General features: G+C 63.3%; 16 protein-coding genes. 8 read left to right on the forward strand and 8 right to left on the reverse strand.

Going from position 1 to position 16325, the window contains the following annotated elements:
• Positions 1-3: 3 nt before the first annotated feature.
• The 4 genes from betA to betI (QM996_RS03295) all read right to left on the reverse strand — a co-directional run bounded on the left by betA (position 4) and on the right by betI (QM996_RS03295) (position 5440).
• On the reverse strand, positions 4-1653 hold the full coding sequence (gene betA / locus QM996_RS03280; RefSeq protein ID WP_500269276.1) for a choline dehydrogenase: 1650 nt from the start codon (positions 1651-1653) through the stop codon (positions 4-6).
• Positions 1654-1840: 187 nt separating this feature from the next.
• The gene (gene betB, locus QM996_RS03285; protein ID WP_500269277.1) at positions 1841-3304 is read right to left on the reverse strand and encodes a betaine-aldehyde dehydrogenase; all 1464 of its coding nucleotides are present in this window, start codon (positions 3302-3304) and stop codon (positions 1841-1843) included.
• A gap of 1 nt (position 3305) precedes the next feature.
• Entirely contained in the window at positions 3306-4841 is a 1536-nt protein-coding gene (gene betC / locus QM996_RS03290; RefSeq protein ID WP_500269278.1) for a choline-sulfatase, read from the reverse strand.
• Positions 4838-5440 (reverse strand): transcriptional regulator BetI, encoded by a 603-nt coding sequence (gene betI, locus QM996_RS03295; protein WP_500269279.1) that lies wholly within the window; start codon positions 5438-5440, stop codon positions 4838-4840. The genes betC and betI (QM996_RS03295) overlap by 4 nt, the downstream gene beginning before the upstream one ends.
• Positions 5441-5586: 146 nt before the next feature.
• Between betI (QM996_RS03295) and QM996_RS03300 the strand changes: the two genes are divergently transcribed.
• Entirely contained in the window at positions 5587-6135 is a 549-nt protein-coding gene (locus QM996_RS03300; protein ID WP_500269280.1) for an HdeD family acid-resistance protein, read from the forward strand.
• Between the two features lie 59 nt (positions 6136-6194).
• Here the strand turns inward: QM996_RS03300 and QM996_RS03305 are convergent, their stop codons facing one another.
• On the reverse strand, positions 6195-6770 hold the full coding sequence (locus tag QM996_RS03305; RefSeq protein ID WP_500269281.1) for a TetR/AcrR family transcriptional regulator: 576 nt from the start codon (positions 6768-6770) through the stop codon (positions 6195-6197).
• Positions 6771-6849: 79 nt separating this feature from the next.
• Here QM996_RS03305 and QM996_RS03310 point away from each other — a divergent pair, with 79 nt between their 5' ends.
• The 3 genes from QM996_RS03310 to QM996_RS03320 all read left to right on the forward strand — a co-directional run bounded on the left by QM996_RS03310 (position 6850) and on the right by QM996_RS03320 (position 9735).
• Positions 6850-7248: a hypothetical protein gene (locus tag QM996_RS03310; RefSeq protein ID WP_500269282.1), complete on the forward strand. Its 399-nt coding sequence runs from the start codon at positions 6850-6852 to the stop codon at positions 7246-7248.
• A 34-nt stretch (positions 7249-7282) separates the two neighbouring features.
• Complete coding sequence (locus QM996_RS03315) at positions 7283-7717, forward strand: DUF3995 domain-containing protein (protein ID WP_500269283.1); 435 nt, start codon at positions 7283-7285, stop codon at positions 7715-7717.
• 221 nt (positions 7718-7938) lie between these two features.
• Positions 7939-9735, forward strand: coding sequence for an EAL domain-containing protein (locus tag QM996_RS03320; RefSeq protein ID WP_500269284.1), 1797 nt, complete (start codon positions 7939-7941; stop codon positions 9733-9735).
• A 3-nt stretch (positions 9736-9738) separates the two neighbouring features.
• On the opposite strand, the gene betI (QM996_RS03325) is transcribed toward QM996_RS03320, so the two are convergent.
• Positions 9739-10320, reverse strand: coding sequence for a TetR family transcriptional regulator C-terminal domain-containing protein (gene betI / locus QM996_RS03325; RefSeq protein ID WP_500269285.1), 582 nt, complete (start codon positions 10318-10320; stop codon positions 9739-9741).
• A 123-nt stretch (positions 10321-10443) separates the two neighbouring features.
• Between betI (QM996_RS03325) and choX the strand changes: the two genes are divergently transcribed.
• From choX to QM996_RS03340, 3 genes are read left to right on the forward strand one after another with little or no spacing between them, the layout of a single operon-like run.
• Complete coding sequence (gene choX / locus QM996_RS03330) at positions 10444-11358, forward strand: type 2 periplasmic-binding domain-containing protein (protein WP_500269286.1); 915 nt, start codon at positions 10444-10446, stop codon at positions 11356-11358.
• A complete protein-coding gene (locus QM996_RS03335) occupies positions 11355-12215 on the forward strand; it encodes an alpha/beta fold hydrolase (RefSeq protein ID WP_500269287.1) in 861 nt (286 codons plus the stop codon). Before choX ends, QM996_RS03335 begins: the two co-directional genes overlap by 4 nt.
• Positions 12216-12247: 32 nt before the next feature.
• Positions 12248-13246 carry an NAD(P)H-quinone oxidoreductase gene (locus QM996_RS03340; RefSeq protein WP_500269288.1) on the forward strand — a complete coding sequence of 333 codons (999 nt, stop codon included), beginning with the start codon at positions 12248-12250 and terminating at the stop codon, positions 13244-13246.
• A 363-nt stretch (positions 13247-13609) separates the two neighbouring features.
• Here QM996_RS03340 and QM996_RS03345 read toward each other — a convergent pair whose 3' ends face one another.
• Entirely contained in the window at positions 13610-14347 is a 738-nt protein-coding gene (locus tag QM996_RS03345) for a DUF3750 domain-containing protein (protein ID WP_500269289.1), read from the reverse strand.
• A 71-nt stretch (positions 14348-14418) separates the two neighbouring features.
• On the opposite strand from QM996_RS03345, the gene QM996_RS03350 reads away from it, so the two are divergent.
• Entirely contained in the window at positions 14419-15426 is a 1008-nt protein-coding gene (locus tag QM996_RS03350; protein WP_500269290.1) for an asparaginase, read from the forward strand.
• A gap of 69 nt (positions 15427-15495) precedes the next feature.
• On the opposite strand, the gene QM996_RS03355 is transcribed toward QM996_RS03350, so the two are convergent.
• The gene (locus tag QM996_RS03355) at positions 15496-16248 is read right to left on the reverse strand and encodes a DeoR/GlpR family DNA-binding transcription regulator (RefSeq protein ID WP_500269291.1); all 753 of its coding nucleotides are present in this window, start codon (positions 16246-16248) and stop codon (positions 15496-15498) included.
• Positions 16249-16325: the final 77 nt, after the last annotated feature.

Below are 16325 nucleotides of genomic sequence, written 5' to 3' on the forward strand. Positions count from 1 at the left end.
CCCTTAGCGGTCGCTGACCTGCCAACGCGGGTTGATCCACGGCTCCTGGTTGGAGCGGGCGAGCGGCTGCTTGCCGAGAATGTGGTCGGCCGCCTTTTCGCCGGTCATGATCGAAGGGCTGTTGAGATTGCCATAGGTCACGTGCGGGAAGATCGACGAGTCGGCGACGCGAAGGCCCTCGACGCCGATGACGCGCGTCTCCGGATCGACGACCGCCATCGGATCGTCCTTCGTGCCCATCCGGCAGGTGCCGCAGGGGTGATAGGCGCTTTCCAGGTGCTCACGCAGGAACGCGTCGATCTCTTCGTCCGACTGTACCTTCTCGCCCGGCTGGATCTCAGGACCGCGATAGTGGTCGAAGGCCTTCTGGCTGAAGATCTCGCGGGTCAGGCGCACGCAGTGGCGGAACTTCTCCCAGTCCTCCGGATGGCTCATATAGTTGAAGCGGATGACCGGGTCGGCCATCGGGTCGGAGGAGCGCAGCGTGACGTTGCCGCGCGACTTCGAGAGGTTGTAGCCGACATGCACCTGGAAGCCGTGCGTATTGGCGGCGGCCTTGCCGTCATAGCTGATCGCCACCGGCAGGAAGTGGTACTGAATGTCCGGCTGCTTGACGCCGGGGGCGGAGCGCAGGAAGGCGCAGGCCTCGAACTGGTTGGAAATGCCGAGACCCTTCTTGAAGAACAGCCACTGCGCCCCGGCAACGCCCTGCCAGAACCAGGGCAGCCAGGAATAGAGCGACACGGGCTTGGTCGAGACCTGCTGGAAGTAGAACTCCATATGGTCCTGCAGGTTCTGCCCGACGCCCGGCCGGTCGACCTCCACCTCGATGCCCATGTCCTTCAGGTGCTGAGCCGGGCCGATGCCCGAGAGCATCAGCAGTTTCGGCGAGTTGAAAGAGGACGCCGAGACCACCACTTCGCGGTTCGCCTTCACGATCTCGATCTTGCCGCCGCGTTCGATCTCGACGCCGGTCGCCCGGCCGTTATCGAGGATGATGCGGCGAGCGAAGCAGCGCACGAGCGAGACGTTCTGCCGCTTCATCGCCGGCTTCAGATAGGCGTTCGCCGCCGACCAGCGCCGGCCCTGCCAGACGGTCTGCTCCATCAGCCCGAAGCCTTCCTGCTTCGAGCCGTTGTAATCGTCGGTGAGCTCGAAGCCCGCCTGCTCTCCGGCCTTGATGAAGGCGTGGAACAGCGGGTTGTGCACCGGCCCGCGCTTGACATGCAGCGGCCCGTCGGTGCCCCGCCAGCCGGCTTCGCCGCCATGCGAATGCTCCATGCGTTTGAAGTAGGGCAGCACGTCCGCATAGGCCCAGCCGCGCGCGCCGAGCTCCTCCCAGCGGTTGAAGTCTTCCGCGTGGCCGCGCACGTAGACGAGGCCGTTGATCGAGGATGAGCCGCCGATCACCTTGCCGCGCGGCGCGGTGATGCGCCGGTTGTTGAGGTTCGGCTCGGGCTCGGAGAGATAGCCCCAGTTGTAGCGCTTCATGCTCATCGGCCAGGCAAGCGCCGCCGGCATCTGGATGAAGGGCCCGGCATCCGTTCCGCCATATTCGAGCACGATGACGGTATTCTTGCCGTCTTCGGAGAGGCGGTAGGCGAGCGCCGAACCGGCAGAGCCGGAGCCGATGATGATGTAATCTGCCTGCATTAGCGTGGTCTCTCTTCTAGCTGAATGCCCCTCGGCATGCCCCTCATCCGCCTGCCGGCACCTTCTCCCCGCAAGCGGGGCGAAGGGACGTTGCCGCACCGTTTTGCGCACTCTCGAACTGCTCGTGTGGCACGTCCCCTCTCCCCGCCCGCGGGGAGAGGGCTAGGGTGAGGGGCAAACTCCAATCTCAATACGGCGACTGCACTGGCCCCATGCCGACATAGACGGTCTTCAACTCGCTGTAGTGGTTGAGTGCCGCGACCGAATTCTCACGGCCGAAGCCGGACTGTTTCGAGCCGCCGAACGGGATCTCCACAGGGCAGAGATTGTAGGTGTTGATCCACAGCGTGCCGGCTTCGAGCTGATCGACGACCCGGTGCGCGCGGGTGATGTCGGCGGTAAAGACGCCGGCCGAAAGGCCGAATTCGGTCGCATTGGCGCGGGCGATCACCTCGGCCTCGTCATCGAAGTCGAGCACGCACATGACGGGCCCGAAGATCTCTTCGCGGGCGATCGTCATGTCGTCGGTGACGTCGGCAAAGACCGTCGGCTGGATATAAGTGCCGCCTGCGTTGACGGCATTCGGGATGCCGCCGCCAGTCACGAGCCGCGCTCCTTCGGCTTTGCCCTTCTCGATGTAGGAGAAGACCTTGTCGCGCTGCGGCATCGAGACCATCGGTCCAAGCTGCGTCGCTTCGTCCATCGGATCGCCGATGACGATCGCTTCGGTCCGGGCCTTAAGCCGCGTCAGGAACTGTTCCTTGATGCCCTTCTGCACGAAAACGCGGGTGCCGTTCGAGCAGACCTGGCCGGTCGAATAGAAATTGCCGAGCATGGCGCCGCCGATGGCGCTTTCGAGGTCGGCGTCGTCGAAGACGATCAGCGGCGACTTGCCGCCGAGTTCCATGGTGACGTGCTTGAGTTCGGCAGCCGCCGCACCCGCCACTTTCTTGCCGGTCGGCACCGAGCCGGTCAGCGATACCTTGGCGACGTCAGCATGGTTGACAAGCAGCGGACCCGTTGTGCGATCCCCCTGGATGACGTTGTAGAGGCCCTTCGGCAGGCCGGCTTCGATCAGGATTTCGGCGATCTTCAGGGCGCCGAGCGGCGTGTTTTCTGAGGGCTTGAAGACCATGGCGTTGCCGGCGGCGAGCGCAGGTGCGCCCTTCCAGCAGGCGATCTGCTGCGGATAGTTCCATGCGCCGATACCGACGCAGACACCGAGCGGCACGCGCTTGGTATAGGCGAAGTCGCCGCCGAGGGGGATGTAATCGCCGTTGAGCGCCGTGGCGATGACGCCGCCGAAGAATTCGAAGCTGTCGGCGCCGGAAGTCGGATCGGCGACGATCGTCTCCTGGATCGGCTTTCCGGTGTCGAGCGTCTCGAGCTCGGAGAGTTCGCGGTTGCGCTCGCGCATGATCTCGGCGGCGCGCTTGAGGATCCGGCCGCGGGCCGTCGGGCTCATCGCCGCCCATTCCGGCTGGGCGCGCTTGGCCGCGGCGATCGCCTTCTCGACGATCGCGGGCGTTGCCGCATGGAGGCGCGCGATCACTTCGCCGGTCGCCGGATAGATGCTCTCGATCACGGTGCCGGCGATGTCCTCGACATATTCACCGTCGATGAAGTGCGAGGCTTGTGGTTGGGCTTTCATCTCATTCTCCTCGCGGATAGCGTTTGGATTCCTCGAGATTGTCGAGGTTCATATGGTTGCGCATGTAGCGCTCGGATGCCTTCTGCAGCGGCTGGTGGTCCCAGGGGTAATAGGCGCCGTTGCGGAGCGCCTCGTAGACGACCCACCGGCGCGCCTGGCTTTCGCGCACGGCCGCATCGAAGGCTTCCATGTCCCAATGGGCGGCGCGCATGTCGCGGAAGGCCTGCAGCGTCGCCGCCTGCACCGGCGTTTCCGGATTGGCGGCGAGATTCTTGAGTTCCAGCGGATCCGCCTCTAGATCGTAGAGCTGGTCGGGATCGAGCGCACAGTGGATGTATTTCCACTTGCCTTCGCGGATGGCGACGAGCGGGGCGTAGGACGCTTCCGCCGCATATTCCATCAGCACCGGTTCGCTGCGTTCCTCCCCGTTGATCATCGGCACGAGGCTGATGCCGTCGGTCCAGGGCTTGACCTCATCGAGTGAAATGCCAGCGAGATCGGCAAGCGTCGGCGTCACGTCGAGATTGCAGGTCGGCGCCAGATGCAGGCCGGGTGCGACGCCCGGACCGGCGACCATCAGCGGCACGCGGGCCGAGCCCTCGAAGAAGTTCATCTTGAACCACAGGCCGCGCTCGCCGAGCATATCGCCGTGATCCGAGCAGAAGAGGATCAGCGTATTGTCGAGCATGCGGGTGCGCGTCAGCGTGTCCAAGAGCTCGCCGACCTTCTCGTCGAGATAGGAGATGTTGGCGAAGTAGGCCCGGCGCGAACGGCGGATATTGTCTTCCGTCAGGTCGAAATTGCCGTAATCGCAGGAGTGCATGATGCGCTTGGAATGCGGATCCTGCTGATCCTCCGGCAGCATGCCGACCTCGGGCAGCAGATGCTCGCAGCCCTCATAGAGATCCCAGAACTTTTTCCGCGCGACATAAGGGTCGTGCGGGTGGGTGAAGGAGACGGTCAGGCACCAGGGGCGGCGGTCCGCATCGTCGTTTTCGCGCGAAAGCTGATAGAGCTTCTGGTTGGCGAGGAAGGCGACCTCGTCGTCATATTCCATCTGGTTGGTGATCTCGGCGACGCCTGCGCCGGTGACGGAGCCGAGATTGTGGTACCACCAGTCGATGCGCTCGCCGGGCTTGCGATAGTCGGGCGTCCAGCCGAAATCGGCCGGATAGATGTCGGTCGTCAGCCGTTCCTCGAAACCGTGCAACTGGTCCGGTCCGACGAAATGCATCTTGCCGGAAAGCGCCGTGTAGTAGCCGGCGCGGCGCAGGTGATGCGCATAGGTCGGGATCGAGGACTGGTACTCGGCGGCATTGTCGTAGACGCGGGTGCGGCTCGGCAATTGCCCAGCCATGAAGGAGGCGCGGGCCGGCGCGCAAAGCGGCGAAGAAGTATAGTTGTTGCGGAAGCGGGCCGAGCGGGCGGCGAGCGCTTTCAGGTTCGGCGCATGCAGGAACGCGGCCGGTCCGTCCGGAAAGAACTTTCCGTTCAGTTGGTCGACCATGATGATCAGGATGTTCGGTCTTGCGGTCATGCGGCCGTTCCCTGGCGATTGAGCCGATCGATGTGCGAGGTGACGTAATCTTCGGTGAGCGCGATCGAGGCCTCGATGCCGATCGGCGCGGAGCGCAGACTCTGGCGGATATAAAGTCCGTCGATCATCGCAGCAGCGCCCTCGGCGATGCGTTCCGCGTCATCATCCGCACAAAGCGCCTTGAGGCTCGCCATGAGATTGGAGCGCAGGCGCCGGGCATAGACGACGAGCAGCCGCCGCACCTCTTCCGACCGTTGCGCCTCCGAATAGAAGGCGAGCCATGCGGCGATGGTGTCGGGGGCGAACTGGCTTGCCTGGAAGGAGACGCGGATGAGCGCGCTCAGCCGTTCGCGCGGGCCCGCCACCGTGTGAAGCGCCGTCACCGTGTCATCGCGCAACTGCCTTAATAGGCTTCGGATCGTCTCGATCAGCAATTGCTCCTTGCTGCCGAAATAGTGATGGGCAAGGGCAGGGGAGACGCCGGCATGGCGGGCGATCTCGGACATGGTCACGGTCAGCGTGCCCTGGTCGCCGATCACGCGAAGTGCTGCGTCTACCAGCGCCTTGCGGCGCACCGGTTCCATTCCGACCTTCGGCATCCGTCTCTCCCTTGACGTTGGTCAGTTTATTTTTGATTGACTCATCAATCAATAAAAATCTTCGGTGTTTTTGCTTTCCTTTTGCGAAGAAATCCGGCTCAATCCCTCCGGTAGCGATCCTGCGCTCCGAAGAACTGGAGGTTGAAATGTCCCATGCATTCGATCAGGCCGACAAGACAGCGATTGCCGGCAAATGGGGATGGTTCGTAGCACTCGGCGTGCTGTTGATCATGTGCGGTGGTCTCGCCTTCGGCAACCTGCTGATGGCCACCGTCGCTTCGGTCTATTATGTCGGGATCATCATGCTGGTCGGCGGGCTTTTCAATCTCGCCCACGCCTTCCAGGTCAAGGGCTGGGACAGCGTGCTCTACTGGAGCCTCAGCGGCGCCTGCTACATGATCGCCGGCCTCTTTGCCTTCATCAATCCCTTGCTTGCCTCGTCCTTCCTGACCTTCGTGATGGCGATCGCCTTGATCGTCGCCGGCTGCTTCCGCATCTGGGTCGGTCTCAAGCTCAGGCCGGTGCAGGGCTGGGGATGGGTGGCAATCGGCGGTCTGGTCACGCTTGCCGCCGGCCTCATCATCGCTGCCGGCTGGCCGGTCAACAGCCTCTGGATCCTCGGCCTGTTCCTGGCTGTCGACCTCGTGATGCAGGGACTGTCGCTGATCGCTTTCGGCGTGCTGGCGAAGGGCTGACAGTTAGAAGGGACGCAATTCCGGGCGGAAAACTTTTTCACGCTTGTCCTGGAATTGATTTATCCGCTGTCGCGGCTGCGGAGCTGGGCCTCCAGCAGCCCGAGCAGGTCGCCGCGAAGATCGGCAAGGCCGCTTGCAGCCAGGGCTTCGAGGCCGATCAGCGCGCCGTAGAGCGCATTGGCGCTGCTGCGACTGTGCTTCACCGAAAATCCGCAGCCCTCGAGTAGGCCGGCGACATAGGCGATGCGGCGCTCGTCCACCGATTTGAGCACGGCTGCCGCCGTTGGGTCGAAGCGTGCCCATTCGCGAATTGCGCCTTCGGCCAGCATGCCGCCATAGGCAAGGTTGCGTTCGTCGGTTGTCGCTTGCACCAGCAGGTGCAATTGCTCTTCCGCCGGCACCTGTTGGGAGTCGACTTCGGCAATGATGGCGTCGGTCGCCTCGCGCGCCCAATGGGCGAGCATCTGAGCTTTCAGATCCGGTACGTCCTTGAAATGCCAATAGAAGGAGCCCTTGCTCACCTTTAGGTCGCGGGCAATGGCCTCGGCCCGGATCGCCTGCACGCCGCCCTCTGTCAGCGCTCGGAAGGCGGCCTCGATCCAGTCGGCGTTCGTCAGGGTGGTTTTCGTCGGCATTGCCATCCATACGCCACCGTATTGACGGATGCAAGATGGTGGCGTACATACGCTGCCGTATGGTCATTGGAGACGGTTCATGAGCAGGTGGCTTCTGGCAGCAGGCATCCTTTCGTTGGTCACAACAGGCATCCATGTTTTCGCCGGCGGGCCGGAAGTGCATGTGCCGCTGCTCGCGAGCAGCCCATCGCCGCTGCTGCAAACCTATGTCTCGCTGCTCTGGCACGCGACGAGCGCCATCTTGCTGATCAACAGTCTCGCTCTGCTGTTTGCCGCCGGGGACGAACGCTACCGCATGCCGCTCGCTTCAACCGTGATCGCGCAGTATCTCGCCTATGCGGCGCTCTTCATGGGCTATGGGTTCGCCTATCTCGGTTCCCTCTGGCCGGCGCCGCAATGGGCAGCTTTCATCGCCATGGCCGGGCTTGCCGCCATGGGAGTACGTTCGGGCGCGAAGCCGCTGGCAAAAGCGGCGTGACATCCTCAACAGCCTGCGAAAAAGGGCTTCAGTCATGCTCACGGCGATCGCGATCCTGATCTTTCTGGTCCTTGCCGGCATTGCCGCGTTGCATGCCTATTGGGCGCTCGGAGGGCTTTGGCCCTGTGAGGACGAGGCGTCGCTCGTGCGGACAGTGGTTGGAACAAGACATCGGCCGACGATGCCGCCGGCTTGGCTGACGGCTGTCGTCGCCGTCCTCATCTTCGCGGCGGCGCTCCTGCCGCTGTCGGTGACACCTGTGCTGGCAGGTGTGCTGCCGCCGATCTTGGCCTATGGCGGTATCTCCGCGCTTGCGGCGGTGTTTGTCGCCCGCGGACTGGTGGCCTTCAATGAGGCCTTCCATAGGCGGCACGGCGGCGAGCCTTTCACAACGCTCGATCGCCGAGTTTACGGTCCCCTCTGCCTCGCGATTGGGGCCGGATATCTGGTTCTCCTCGTCCTCGCTTGAGCAATTTGTGGGCGAAAAGCCGACCCTTAACCGGCGCCGCTGGCGCGGAAACCCCCGCCCATGAAACTACTGATTTTATTAGAATGTTCGCAGTTGGTCAGGGGCATTGCGGCTGTCACATAGCTTTCATCAAAGCTTCATAGTGGGGAAAGACTTCGTTGACTCTTGGCAGCCATGCTGTCGGGGTCCGATCGTCCGTTCTTAAGCCTCTGGAGCCCGGCATGTCCGCCGCCCCCGCCGAAATCCTCTCGCTGCGCCGGTTCGGCGACGACCAGATCGTCACGCTTGCCAAGCTGGTGATCGAGAGCGCCTTCCAGCCGATCGCCGAAGCGGCGACCGGCACCGTCTTCGGTTACGAATCCCTGATGCGCGGTTTCCAGAAGCTGGGCTTTGCCTCGCCGCTGGAACTGCTCGACAAGGCTGAAGAGGCGGGGCAACTGCTGGCGCTGGAGCATATGATCAACAGCCGCGCCGTCGCCGGCTTCGCGACGCTGCCCGATCATGCCGCCCGTACGCTGTTCCTCAATTTCGACTCGCGCCTCGTCGGCGGCGAGGGGGATATCGTCGAGCGCCTCGTCAACCACCTGAAGCGCGCCAACATTGCCCCGTCGTCGCTCTGCTTCGAGCTTTCCGAGCGTTTCGACAGCGGCAAGATGCCGGACTTCTCCGCGCTCGTGCGCGATCTCCGGCTCGCCGGCTTCAAGCTCGCCATTGACGATTTCGGTGCCGGCTTCAACGGGTTGAAGCTGCTCTGCGACCAGCCGGTCGACTACGTGAAGATCGACCGGCACTTCATCTCCGGCATCGAAGCGGATGCCCGCAAGCGTCATCTCGTCCGTCACACCGTCAATACCGCCCACGTGCTCGGCACGCGCGTCATCGCCGAAGGTGTCGAGACGGAAGCGGAGTTCCTGACCTGCCGCGATCTTGGCTGTGACCTCGTGCAGGGCTATTACGTCGCCCGCCCGACGACCCATCTCAGCGAACTGCTGCCGGCCTATCCGCATCTCGATCAGAGCGTGAGCGGCAGACGGTCCTCGTCGTCGCTGGACGGCATCCTGATCCGCAAGCAGATCGAGCAGCTCCCGACGGTGCGCGAAAGCGACGAGCTCGATTCCGTCTTCGATCTCTTCCGCCTGAACCCGCGCCAAGGTTTCTTTCCGGTGCTCAACGCCAATGGCGAGCCGCGCGGCATCCTGCACGAATATCACGTCAAGGAACTGATCTATCACCCCTTCGGCCGCGATCTCCTGAAGAACAGGATCTACCAGCGGCGCATCTCGCATTTCGTCAGCCCGGCACCGATCGCCGATCTCGATACGCCTGCGGACGAGATGCTGAAGATCTTTGCCGGCATGGACGGCAGCGATTGCCTGATCCTGACGGAGAACATGCGTTACGCCGGCACGCTCTCGGCTTCGTCGCTTCTGAAGATCATCAACGAAAAGCAGTTGAAGATGGCGCAGGAGCAGAATCCGTTGACGGGCCTTCCCGGCAACCGCGCCATCCGCGACTACGTCCAGGACGCGATCCTCGACGGCGATCAGGCGCGTTACTTCTGCTATTGCGACTTCGACGACTTCAAACCCTTCAACGACACCTACGGCTTCCAGAAGGGTGATCTCGCGATCACGCTGTTCGCCGCGCTCTTGCGCCGACACTTCATCGGCGAGGAAAAGTTCCTCGGCCATGTCGGCGGCGATGATTTCTTCGTCGGTATCAGCGGCTGTTCGGTCGAAGACCTGGAGGCGGTGCTGAACCGCCTGCTCGACGATTTCCGCTCCGACGTGCGCCAGCTCTATTCGCCGGAGCATCAGGCGGAAGGGCGCATCAGCGGCTATGGCCGCGACGGCTCGCCGAAGGAATTTCCGCTGATGCGCTGCTCGATCGCGGTGCTCGGGCTGCCGGAAGGCTTCGTCTTTTCCGACGGCCAGGCCGTCAGCGCCCGTATCGCCGAAATCAAGTCCCGCGCCAAGACCAGCGAGGCCGGGCTCGTCATGGACGCGCTCGGCGGCTGAGATCTAATTTCCAGGCACGCGGTGGGCGAGATAATCGCGCATCTGCGCGAGCGCCATGTCACGCGTCAGTCCGCCCGATTGCAAACCGAGCCGCAGCCATAGCCCATCGATCAACGATGTGATGCCGAGCGCCGCGGCCTCGCATTCGTCTTCCGGCAAGAGATGAGCCAGCGCGGAGAGAAGGTTCGAGCGCATACGGGCGTGAATGACCTTCTGGATCCGGGCGAGTTGCGGCTCGCGCGGCACCTCGGCGCAGAGGGAAAGCCAGGCATGGCAGACCGAAGGCTGAAAGAAGCGTTCCTCGAAATTCGCCTCGATGATTGCCTTCAGCCGCTCGCGGGGCGTGCGCGCCCGGTTCAGCCGTTCGACCACCGCTTCCTTCAGCGCGGCATTCGCCTCGCGCATCGCATGTTCGAAAAGCTCCTGCTTGTTGGCGAAATAATGCAGCACGATGCCTTTGGAGGCGCCGGCATGCATTGCCACCTTCTCCAGCGTCGCGCCGGCCATGCCCTCTTTTTGCAGCACCTCGAAGGCAGCCCGGCGCAGCTCGCGCCGCCTGATCTCGCTTATCTTTGTCAGTCGCATAGGCCCTCTCCAAACGATTCCCACATTGACAAACTTTCCGGAAAGATCAATTGTTGACCTACGGGTCAATTTTTAGTCCTGAAGGACAAATCGGAGGATGCGATGCCAGGCGTGAAACTTTTGATGTCCACCGTTGCGCTCATTGCCGCCGCCAGCCCGGTCCTTGCCGGCGACCCGGAAGCCTGTCGGCACGTACGGCTGGCGGAGCCCGGATGGAACGATCTGGCGTTCACCACGGGCGTGGGGCTGACGGTGCTGAAGGCGCTTGGCTATGAGCCGGAGAGCAGGCTGCTCGGCATCGATGTCATCTACACCAGCCTGCGCAGCGGCGATCTCGACGTCTTTCTCGGCTATTGGGATCCGGCGATGGTGAGCTATTACAAGCCCTACAAGGACGACGGTTCGGTCGAGACCGTGCGCACCAACCTCAAGGGCGCGAAATATACCTTCGCCGTGCCCGATTATGTCTGCGAGGCCGGGGTCAAGGACTTCGCCGACCTGAAAACCTTCGCCGACAGGTTCGAGAAGAAGATGTACGGCATCGAGCCGGGCTCCAATCAACTGATGCTCGATGCGATCAAGGACCCGAGCCTCGGTCTCGATGGCTGGGAAGTGGTCGAATCGAGCGAACAAGGGATGTTAGCCGAAGTCACCCGCCGGGTGCGCGACAAATCTTTCATCGTGTTTCAGGGCTGGGCGCCACATCCGATGAACACGGCGCTCTCGATCAAGTATCTGACCGGCGGCGACAAGTTCTACGGGCCGGATTTTGGCGCGGCGACCGTCTCGACCCAGGTGCGCAAAGGCTACCTGCAGGAGTGCCCGAACGTGGCGAAACTCCTCAACAATCTGGTGTTCGACATCGACTTCGAGAACCGCGGCATGGGTTACCTGATGAACGACGGGCTGGCGCCGGATGAGGCCGGGCAAAAGGCGATCAAGGAGGAACCGCAGCGGCTCGACGCCTGGCTCGCCGGCGTGACGACATTCGATGGGCAGCCGGGTTCTGCCGCGGTCAAGGCCGCGCTCGGGCTGTGACCTGCATCGACCAGCGGCACTGGGCTTTGCTGAAGAAGCGGCTCGAACTGCCAGGCGGGCGTCAGTTCGCCTATGTCGATCAGGGCGAAGGTCCGGTGCTGTTGCTCCTGCACGGCTATTCTGACAGCAGCCGCAGTTTCTCGCTGATCGCGCCTCATCTGGCCGGCCGTCGCCTCATCATCCCCGATCTTGCCGGACACGGCGCCTCACAGGCGGGGCAGGGGGCGACGGTTGTCGATTTCGCCCGGGACCTCGATTGCCTGGCAGGCCGGCTGGCGCTGAGCGACGTCGTTGTCGTCGGCCATTCCATGGGCGCGATGACAGCAATCGCCTTTGCCGCCCTGCGGCCGGATCTGGTCCGCGCGCTCGTCCTGCTGTCCGGCACCCTGCAGCCCGGGCTCGACGCGACCAATCCGACGGCGCAGGCGATCCGCGCGTTGAAGGAACCACTTCATCGGGATCATGCGTTCTTCGACAGCTGGCACGCCTGCAGCCGTCCGGTCGATGGCGAATTTCTGGGTTACATGCGCGAGGAGGCCGCGGACATACCGACGGCAATGTGGCACACTATCCTCGACGGTCTTGCAGCCACCGACCTGCGCGCCAGTGCGCGGCAACTGCGGATGCCGGTGCTTGCGATCGCCGGCAGCGAGGATCCGCTTTTCGATGCCGGACATCGCCAGCAGCTTGTCGCCGCCCTCGGCTCGGCCCGCTCGATCACTCTTGACGGACACGGCCACAATCCGCACTGGGAGAGTCCTGCCCTTGTGGCCGAACACATACTCTCCTTCCTGTCGGCCAAGGGTGGCTCTATCGATTCGATCGAAGCTCTTTCCGCGACGCATTGCCAGCGCTAGATGGGACACATCAGTGAGCATGAGGTTATGCCATGTCCCTTCCGTCAGAAATGAATTTCGTCGATCTTCCGGCCCCGGGCGGACCGGAAAACATGGTCCTGAAGAAGGGGCCGTTGCCTGAGGTCAAGCCGGGCGACATCCTGGTTCGCGTGGAGGCGGCCGGCATCAACCGCCCCGATGTCCTGCAGCGCAAGGGGGACTATCCGCCGCCGCCGGGCGCAAGCCCGATCCTCGGCCTCGAGGTGGCGGGCGAGATCGTGGCGCTCGGCGAGGGCGCTGTGGGATTTCAGATCGGCGACAAGGTCTGCGCGCTCGCCAATGGCGGCGGCTATGCGGAATACGCGGCAGTGCCCGCGACCCAGGCGCTCGCCTGGCCGAAGGGCTATGACTCGGTGAAGGCGGCCGCGCTGCCGGAAACATTCTTCACCGTCTGGGCCAATGTCTTCGACATGGCCGGCCTTAAGGCGGACGAGACGATCCTCGTCCATGGTGGCTCGAGCGGCATCGGCACGACGGCGATCCAACTCGCCAAGGCCTTTGGTGCCGAGGTTCTCGTCACCGCCGGCAGCGCCGAGAAATGCCGTGCCTGCGAGGCGCTGGGTGCCAAACGCGCGATCAACTATCGCGACGAGGACTTCAAGGTCGTCGCGCTCGAGGAAACAGGCGGACGCGGCGTCGACGTCATCCTCGACATGGTTGGCGGGCGCTACTTCGATCGTAACATTGCATCGCTTGCGAAAGACGGACGCCTGTCGATCATTGCCTTCCTCGGCGGCGCCAAGGTGGAAGCCGCAAACATCGCGCCGATCCTGACGAAACGGCTCCATGTCATGGGCTCGGCCCTTCGTCCGCGCACGGCGGCGGAGAAGCAGGCGATCCGCGACGGCCTTAGGGAGAAGGTCTGGCCGCTGCTGGAGGCGGGCAAGGTCGCGCCGGTCATCCATTCGGTCCTGCCCTTCAGCGCGGTTTCCGACGGCCATCGCGAGATGGAGGGGGGCGACCATATCGGCAAGATCATCATGTCCCTGTGATCCGAAGGATCATCAGGCCCCTGTGATCGGAATGGCCATCAGGTTCTTGTGATCGCGAGCATTGCGGCGATCTCCGACTATCGTCGGTCTTGCAATTGGAGACGGATCGCTTACCTTCGGCTGATCAGCAACGAACAGAAAGGAAGGTGGTCCAATGTCTAATGAGATTTCGGTCTTGGTGAAGGGCATGGGAGAGGTGAACGTGTCGAGGCAGCCCTCGGCCTGATCCCCGCCTTCCTTCGGGCCTAAGGCCCGGGCCACTCACTTGGCCAGAACTCATGGAAGGGTCGCCTCGGGCGGCCCTTTTCCGTTTCCGGCATTCCGTTCCCGGGCCTCCACCTCAGGTATGGCGAAGCTTGCGGATCATACCCCGAAACGCCCGAGTGCCGGGATCTTGATGCCGGGCCTCGCAAAATCGAAGCCGGCGACGAGGCCGAAGAAATGCAGCTCGAGGCCGCTGCGCGCCCCGGCCGAAATGCCGGCCAGACCATAGAGCGTTGCGTGCATGTCGCGGCCATCGGCATCGATCTGGAACAGCTTGCCCTCCGGCAGATAATCCCTGCCGACGGCGTCGGGCGGCAGCACTGCGCCGAGTTCCGGCACGGAGCGCAACACATGGGCGACGAAGGTGTTGGAGTTCGGACCTGGCCAGATTCGGTAGCCGCCGGGCGAGGCATAGGGATAGCCGGCGATGGCCGCCTCGATCTTCGGGATCAGTCTTCTGGCTTCGGTGCCGGTCACGGAGACGACCAGCCGCGGTTCGTTGGAATACCAGCGGGCGTCCGCCGGATAGGCGTTCTGGCGGATCGGCTTGCCCCAGCCGACCTTGTCGTAGCGGTTGTAGGAGGGGGCGCCCTGTTCCTTGGTCACGATCCAGGCGTGGCTGGCGACAGCGCCTTTCATGCCGCCGGCCGTTGCCGAGAAGATGTAGACTGCCGCATCGGCGCTTTCCGCGGCCTTTGGCAGGATGCCGGCCGAAGACCAATCCGCATCCCGCCAGCTCTGCGGCCGGTCCTGCATGTACCACCAGCCGGCCGAGGCCAGCGCCGGCAACAGGTAGATCACCAGAAAGACGGCGGCGAGCCTGCGGGCGAATTTCATGAAAACTCCGTTTCCTGCCGCTGGAATCCTGTTAAATGCACGGAGCAATTTCGGATATTTGAGGGCAAGGCATGTCGAATCCCGTTCTCGTCGAAGTCACCCGTGGAAACCTCGTCGAAAGCCGCCATCGCGGCCTCGTGATCGCCGTCGATGGCGACGGCCGCACCGTCTTTTCGCTCGGCGATATCGACACCGCCGTCTTCCCGCGCTCGGCTTGCAAGGCGATGCAGGCGCTGCCACTGATGGAAAGCGGCGCCGCTGACGCCTACGGTTTCGGCAACAGGGAACTGGCGCTTGCCTGTTCGTCGCATTCCGGTGAGCCGGAACATGTGGAACTTGCCGCCAAGATGCTTGCAGCGGCTGGCCGCGATGTCTCGGCGCTCGAATGCGGCGCCCATTGGTCGTCCGACCAGAAGACGCTGATCGCCCAGGTCCGCAGCCTCGATGCGCCGACCGCGCTCCACAACAATTGCTCCGGCAAACATGCCGGCTTCATCTGCGCCTGCTGCCATTCGGGCACCGAAGTAAAGGGCTATGTCGGCTACGACCATCCGCTGCAGCGGGAAATCCGCGGCACGATGGAGAGTCTGACGGGTGCGATCCTCGCCAAGGACAATTGCGGCGTCGACGGCTGCTCGATCCCGACCTATGCCGTGCCGCTCAAGGGTTTGGCGCACGGCTTTGCGAAGATGGCGACCGGCTCCGGTCTCGCGCCGGAGCGTGCACGCGCCTCCAAGCGGCTGATCGACGCCTGCATGGCCGAGCCCTTTTTCGTTGCAGGCACCAAGCGTTCTTGCACGCGGCTCATGAAAACGGCGCCCGGCCGCATCTTTGCCAAGACCGGCGCCGAGGGTGTCTTCTGCGCCGCCATTCCGGAGAAGGGCATTGCGATTGCCTTGAAATGCGAGGACGGCACGACGCGGGCGGCAGAGGCCATGGTTGCGGCAACGCTTGCCCGCTTCTTCCGCGACGAGTCGGAACTGCATGCGGCCCTGATGGCGCAGGCGAACCATTCGATGCGGAACTGGAACGGCATCCATGTCGGCGATGTCAGGGTGACGGAGGCTTTCGCCGCCTGAGATGTTGGGGCGGAGGACCTCGGCTCACCCGTCTGCGAGCATCCCGGTCGGGTCAATCCGTCGGCGACATCAGGCCTTGATCATCGCGATGTTCGCGTCGTCATAGGATGCGAGCATCCCGTCCTCGATTTCCTCAGCCATGATGAAGCCGGCCAGATCGGCGATCCCGGCCACGCGGTGTGGCGAGACCGCGCCGAATTTCTCAGCCGTCGCAAGCACATAGGTATCTGCGGCCTGCTTCAGGATCGCGCGCTTGACGGCCGCCTCTTCAAAGTCGCCGGTCGAGACGCCATGGGCGGGATGAATGGCGGTGACGCCGAGAAAGAACAGGTCGACGCGAATCCCGGCGATGGCGGCCAAGGCGGCCGCTCCCGTAGCAACCATCGAATGCTTGTAGAGACGGCCGCCGATCAGGATCACTTCGGCTTCGTGGCGTTCGAGCTCGGCGGCGATTGTCGGGCTGTGGGTGACCACGGTCAGCCGCATCTCCCGTGGCAGCGCCCGCGCGATTTCCGCATTGCTGGTGCCGCCGTCGAGAAAGATCGTCTGGCCCGCCTCGATCATCGCCGCGGCCTTGCGCCCAAGCCGACGTTTGACTTCGCCGGCGATCTCCTGCCGTGCCGCAAAGTTCGGTAGCGGCGGCACCAGCGGCAGCGCGCCGCCATGGACGCGCTTCAACAGGCCTTCCGCCGCCATCTCGCGGAGATCGCGCCGGATCGTGTCTTCCGAGAGGTCCAGTTCGTCCGCCAGACGCTTGGCGACGATCTCGCCGTCGCGCGCCAGTCGTGCGGAAATCAAAGTCCGTCTCTGTGTTGTCAGCATGAATGCCTCCTTGACTCTTCACGATATTGCACGAAATATCATGAATATTCCAGAATGATCTGGATATTTCGTGCAAG

It is taken from the genome of Sinorhizobium chiapasense (genome assembly GCF_045277575.1).
Classification (GTDB): Bacteria; Pseudomonadota; Alphaproteobacteria; order Rhizobiales; family Rhizobiaceae; genus Ensifer; species Ensifer chiapasense_A.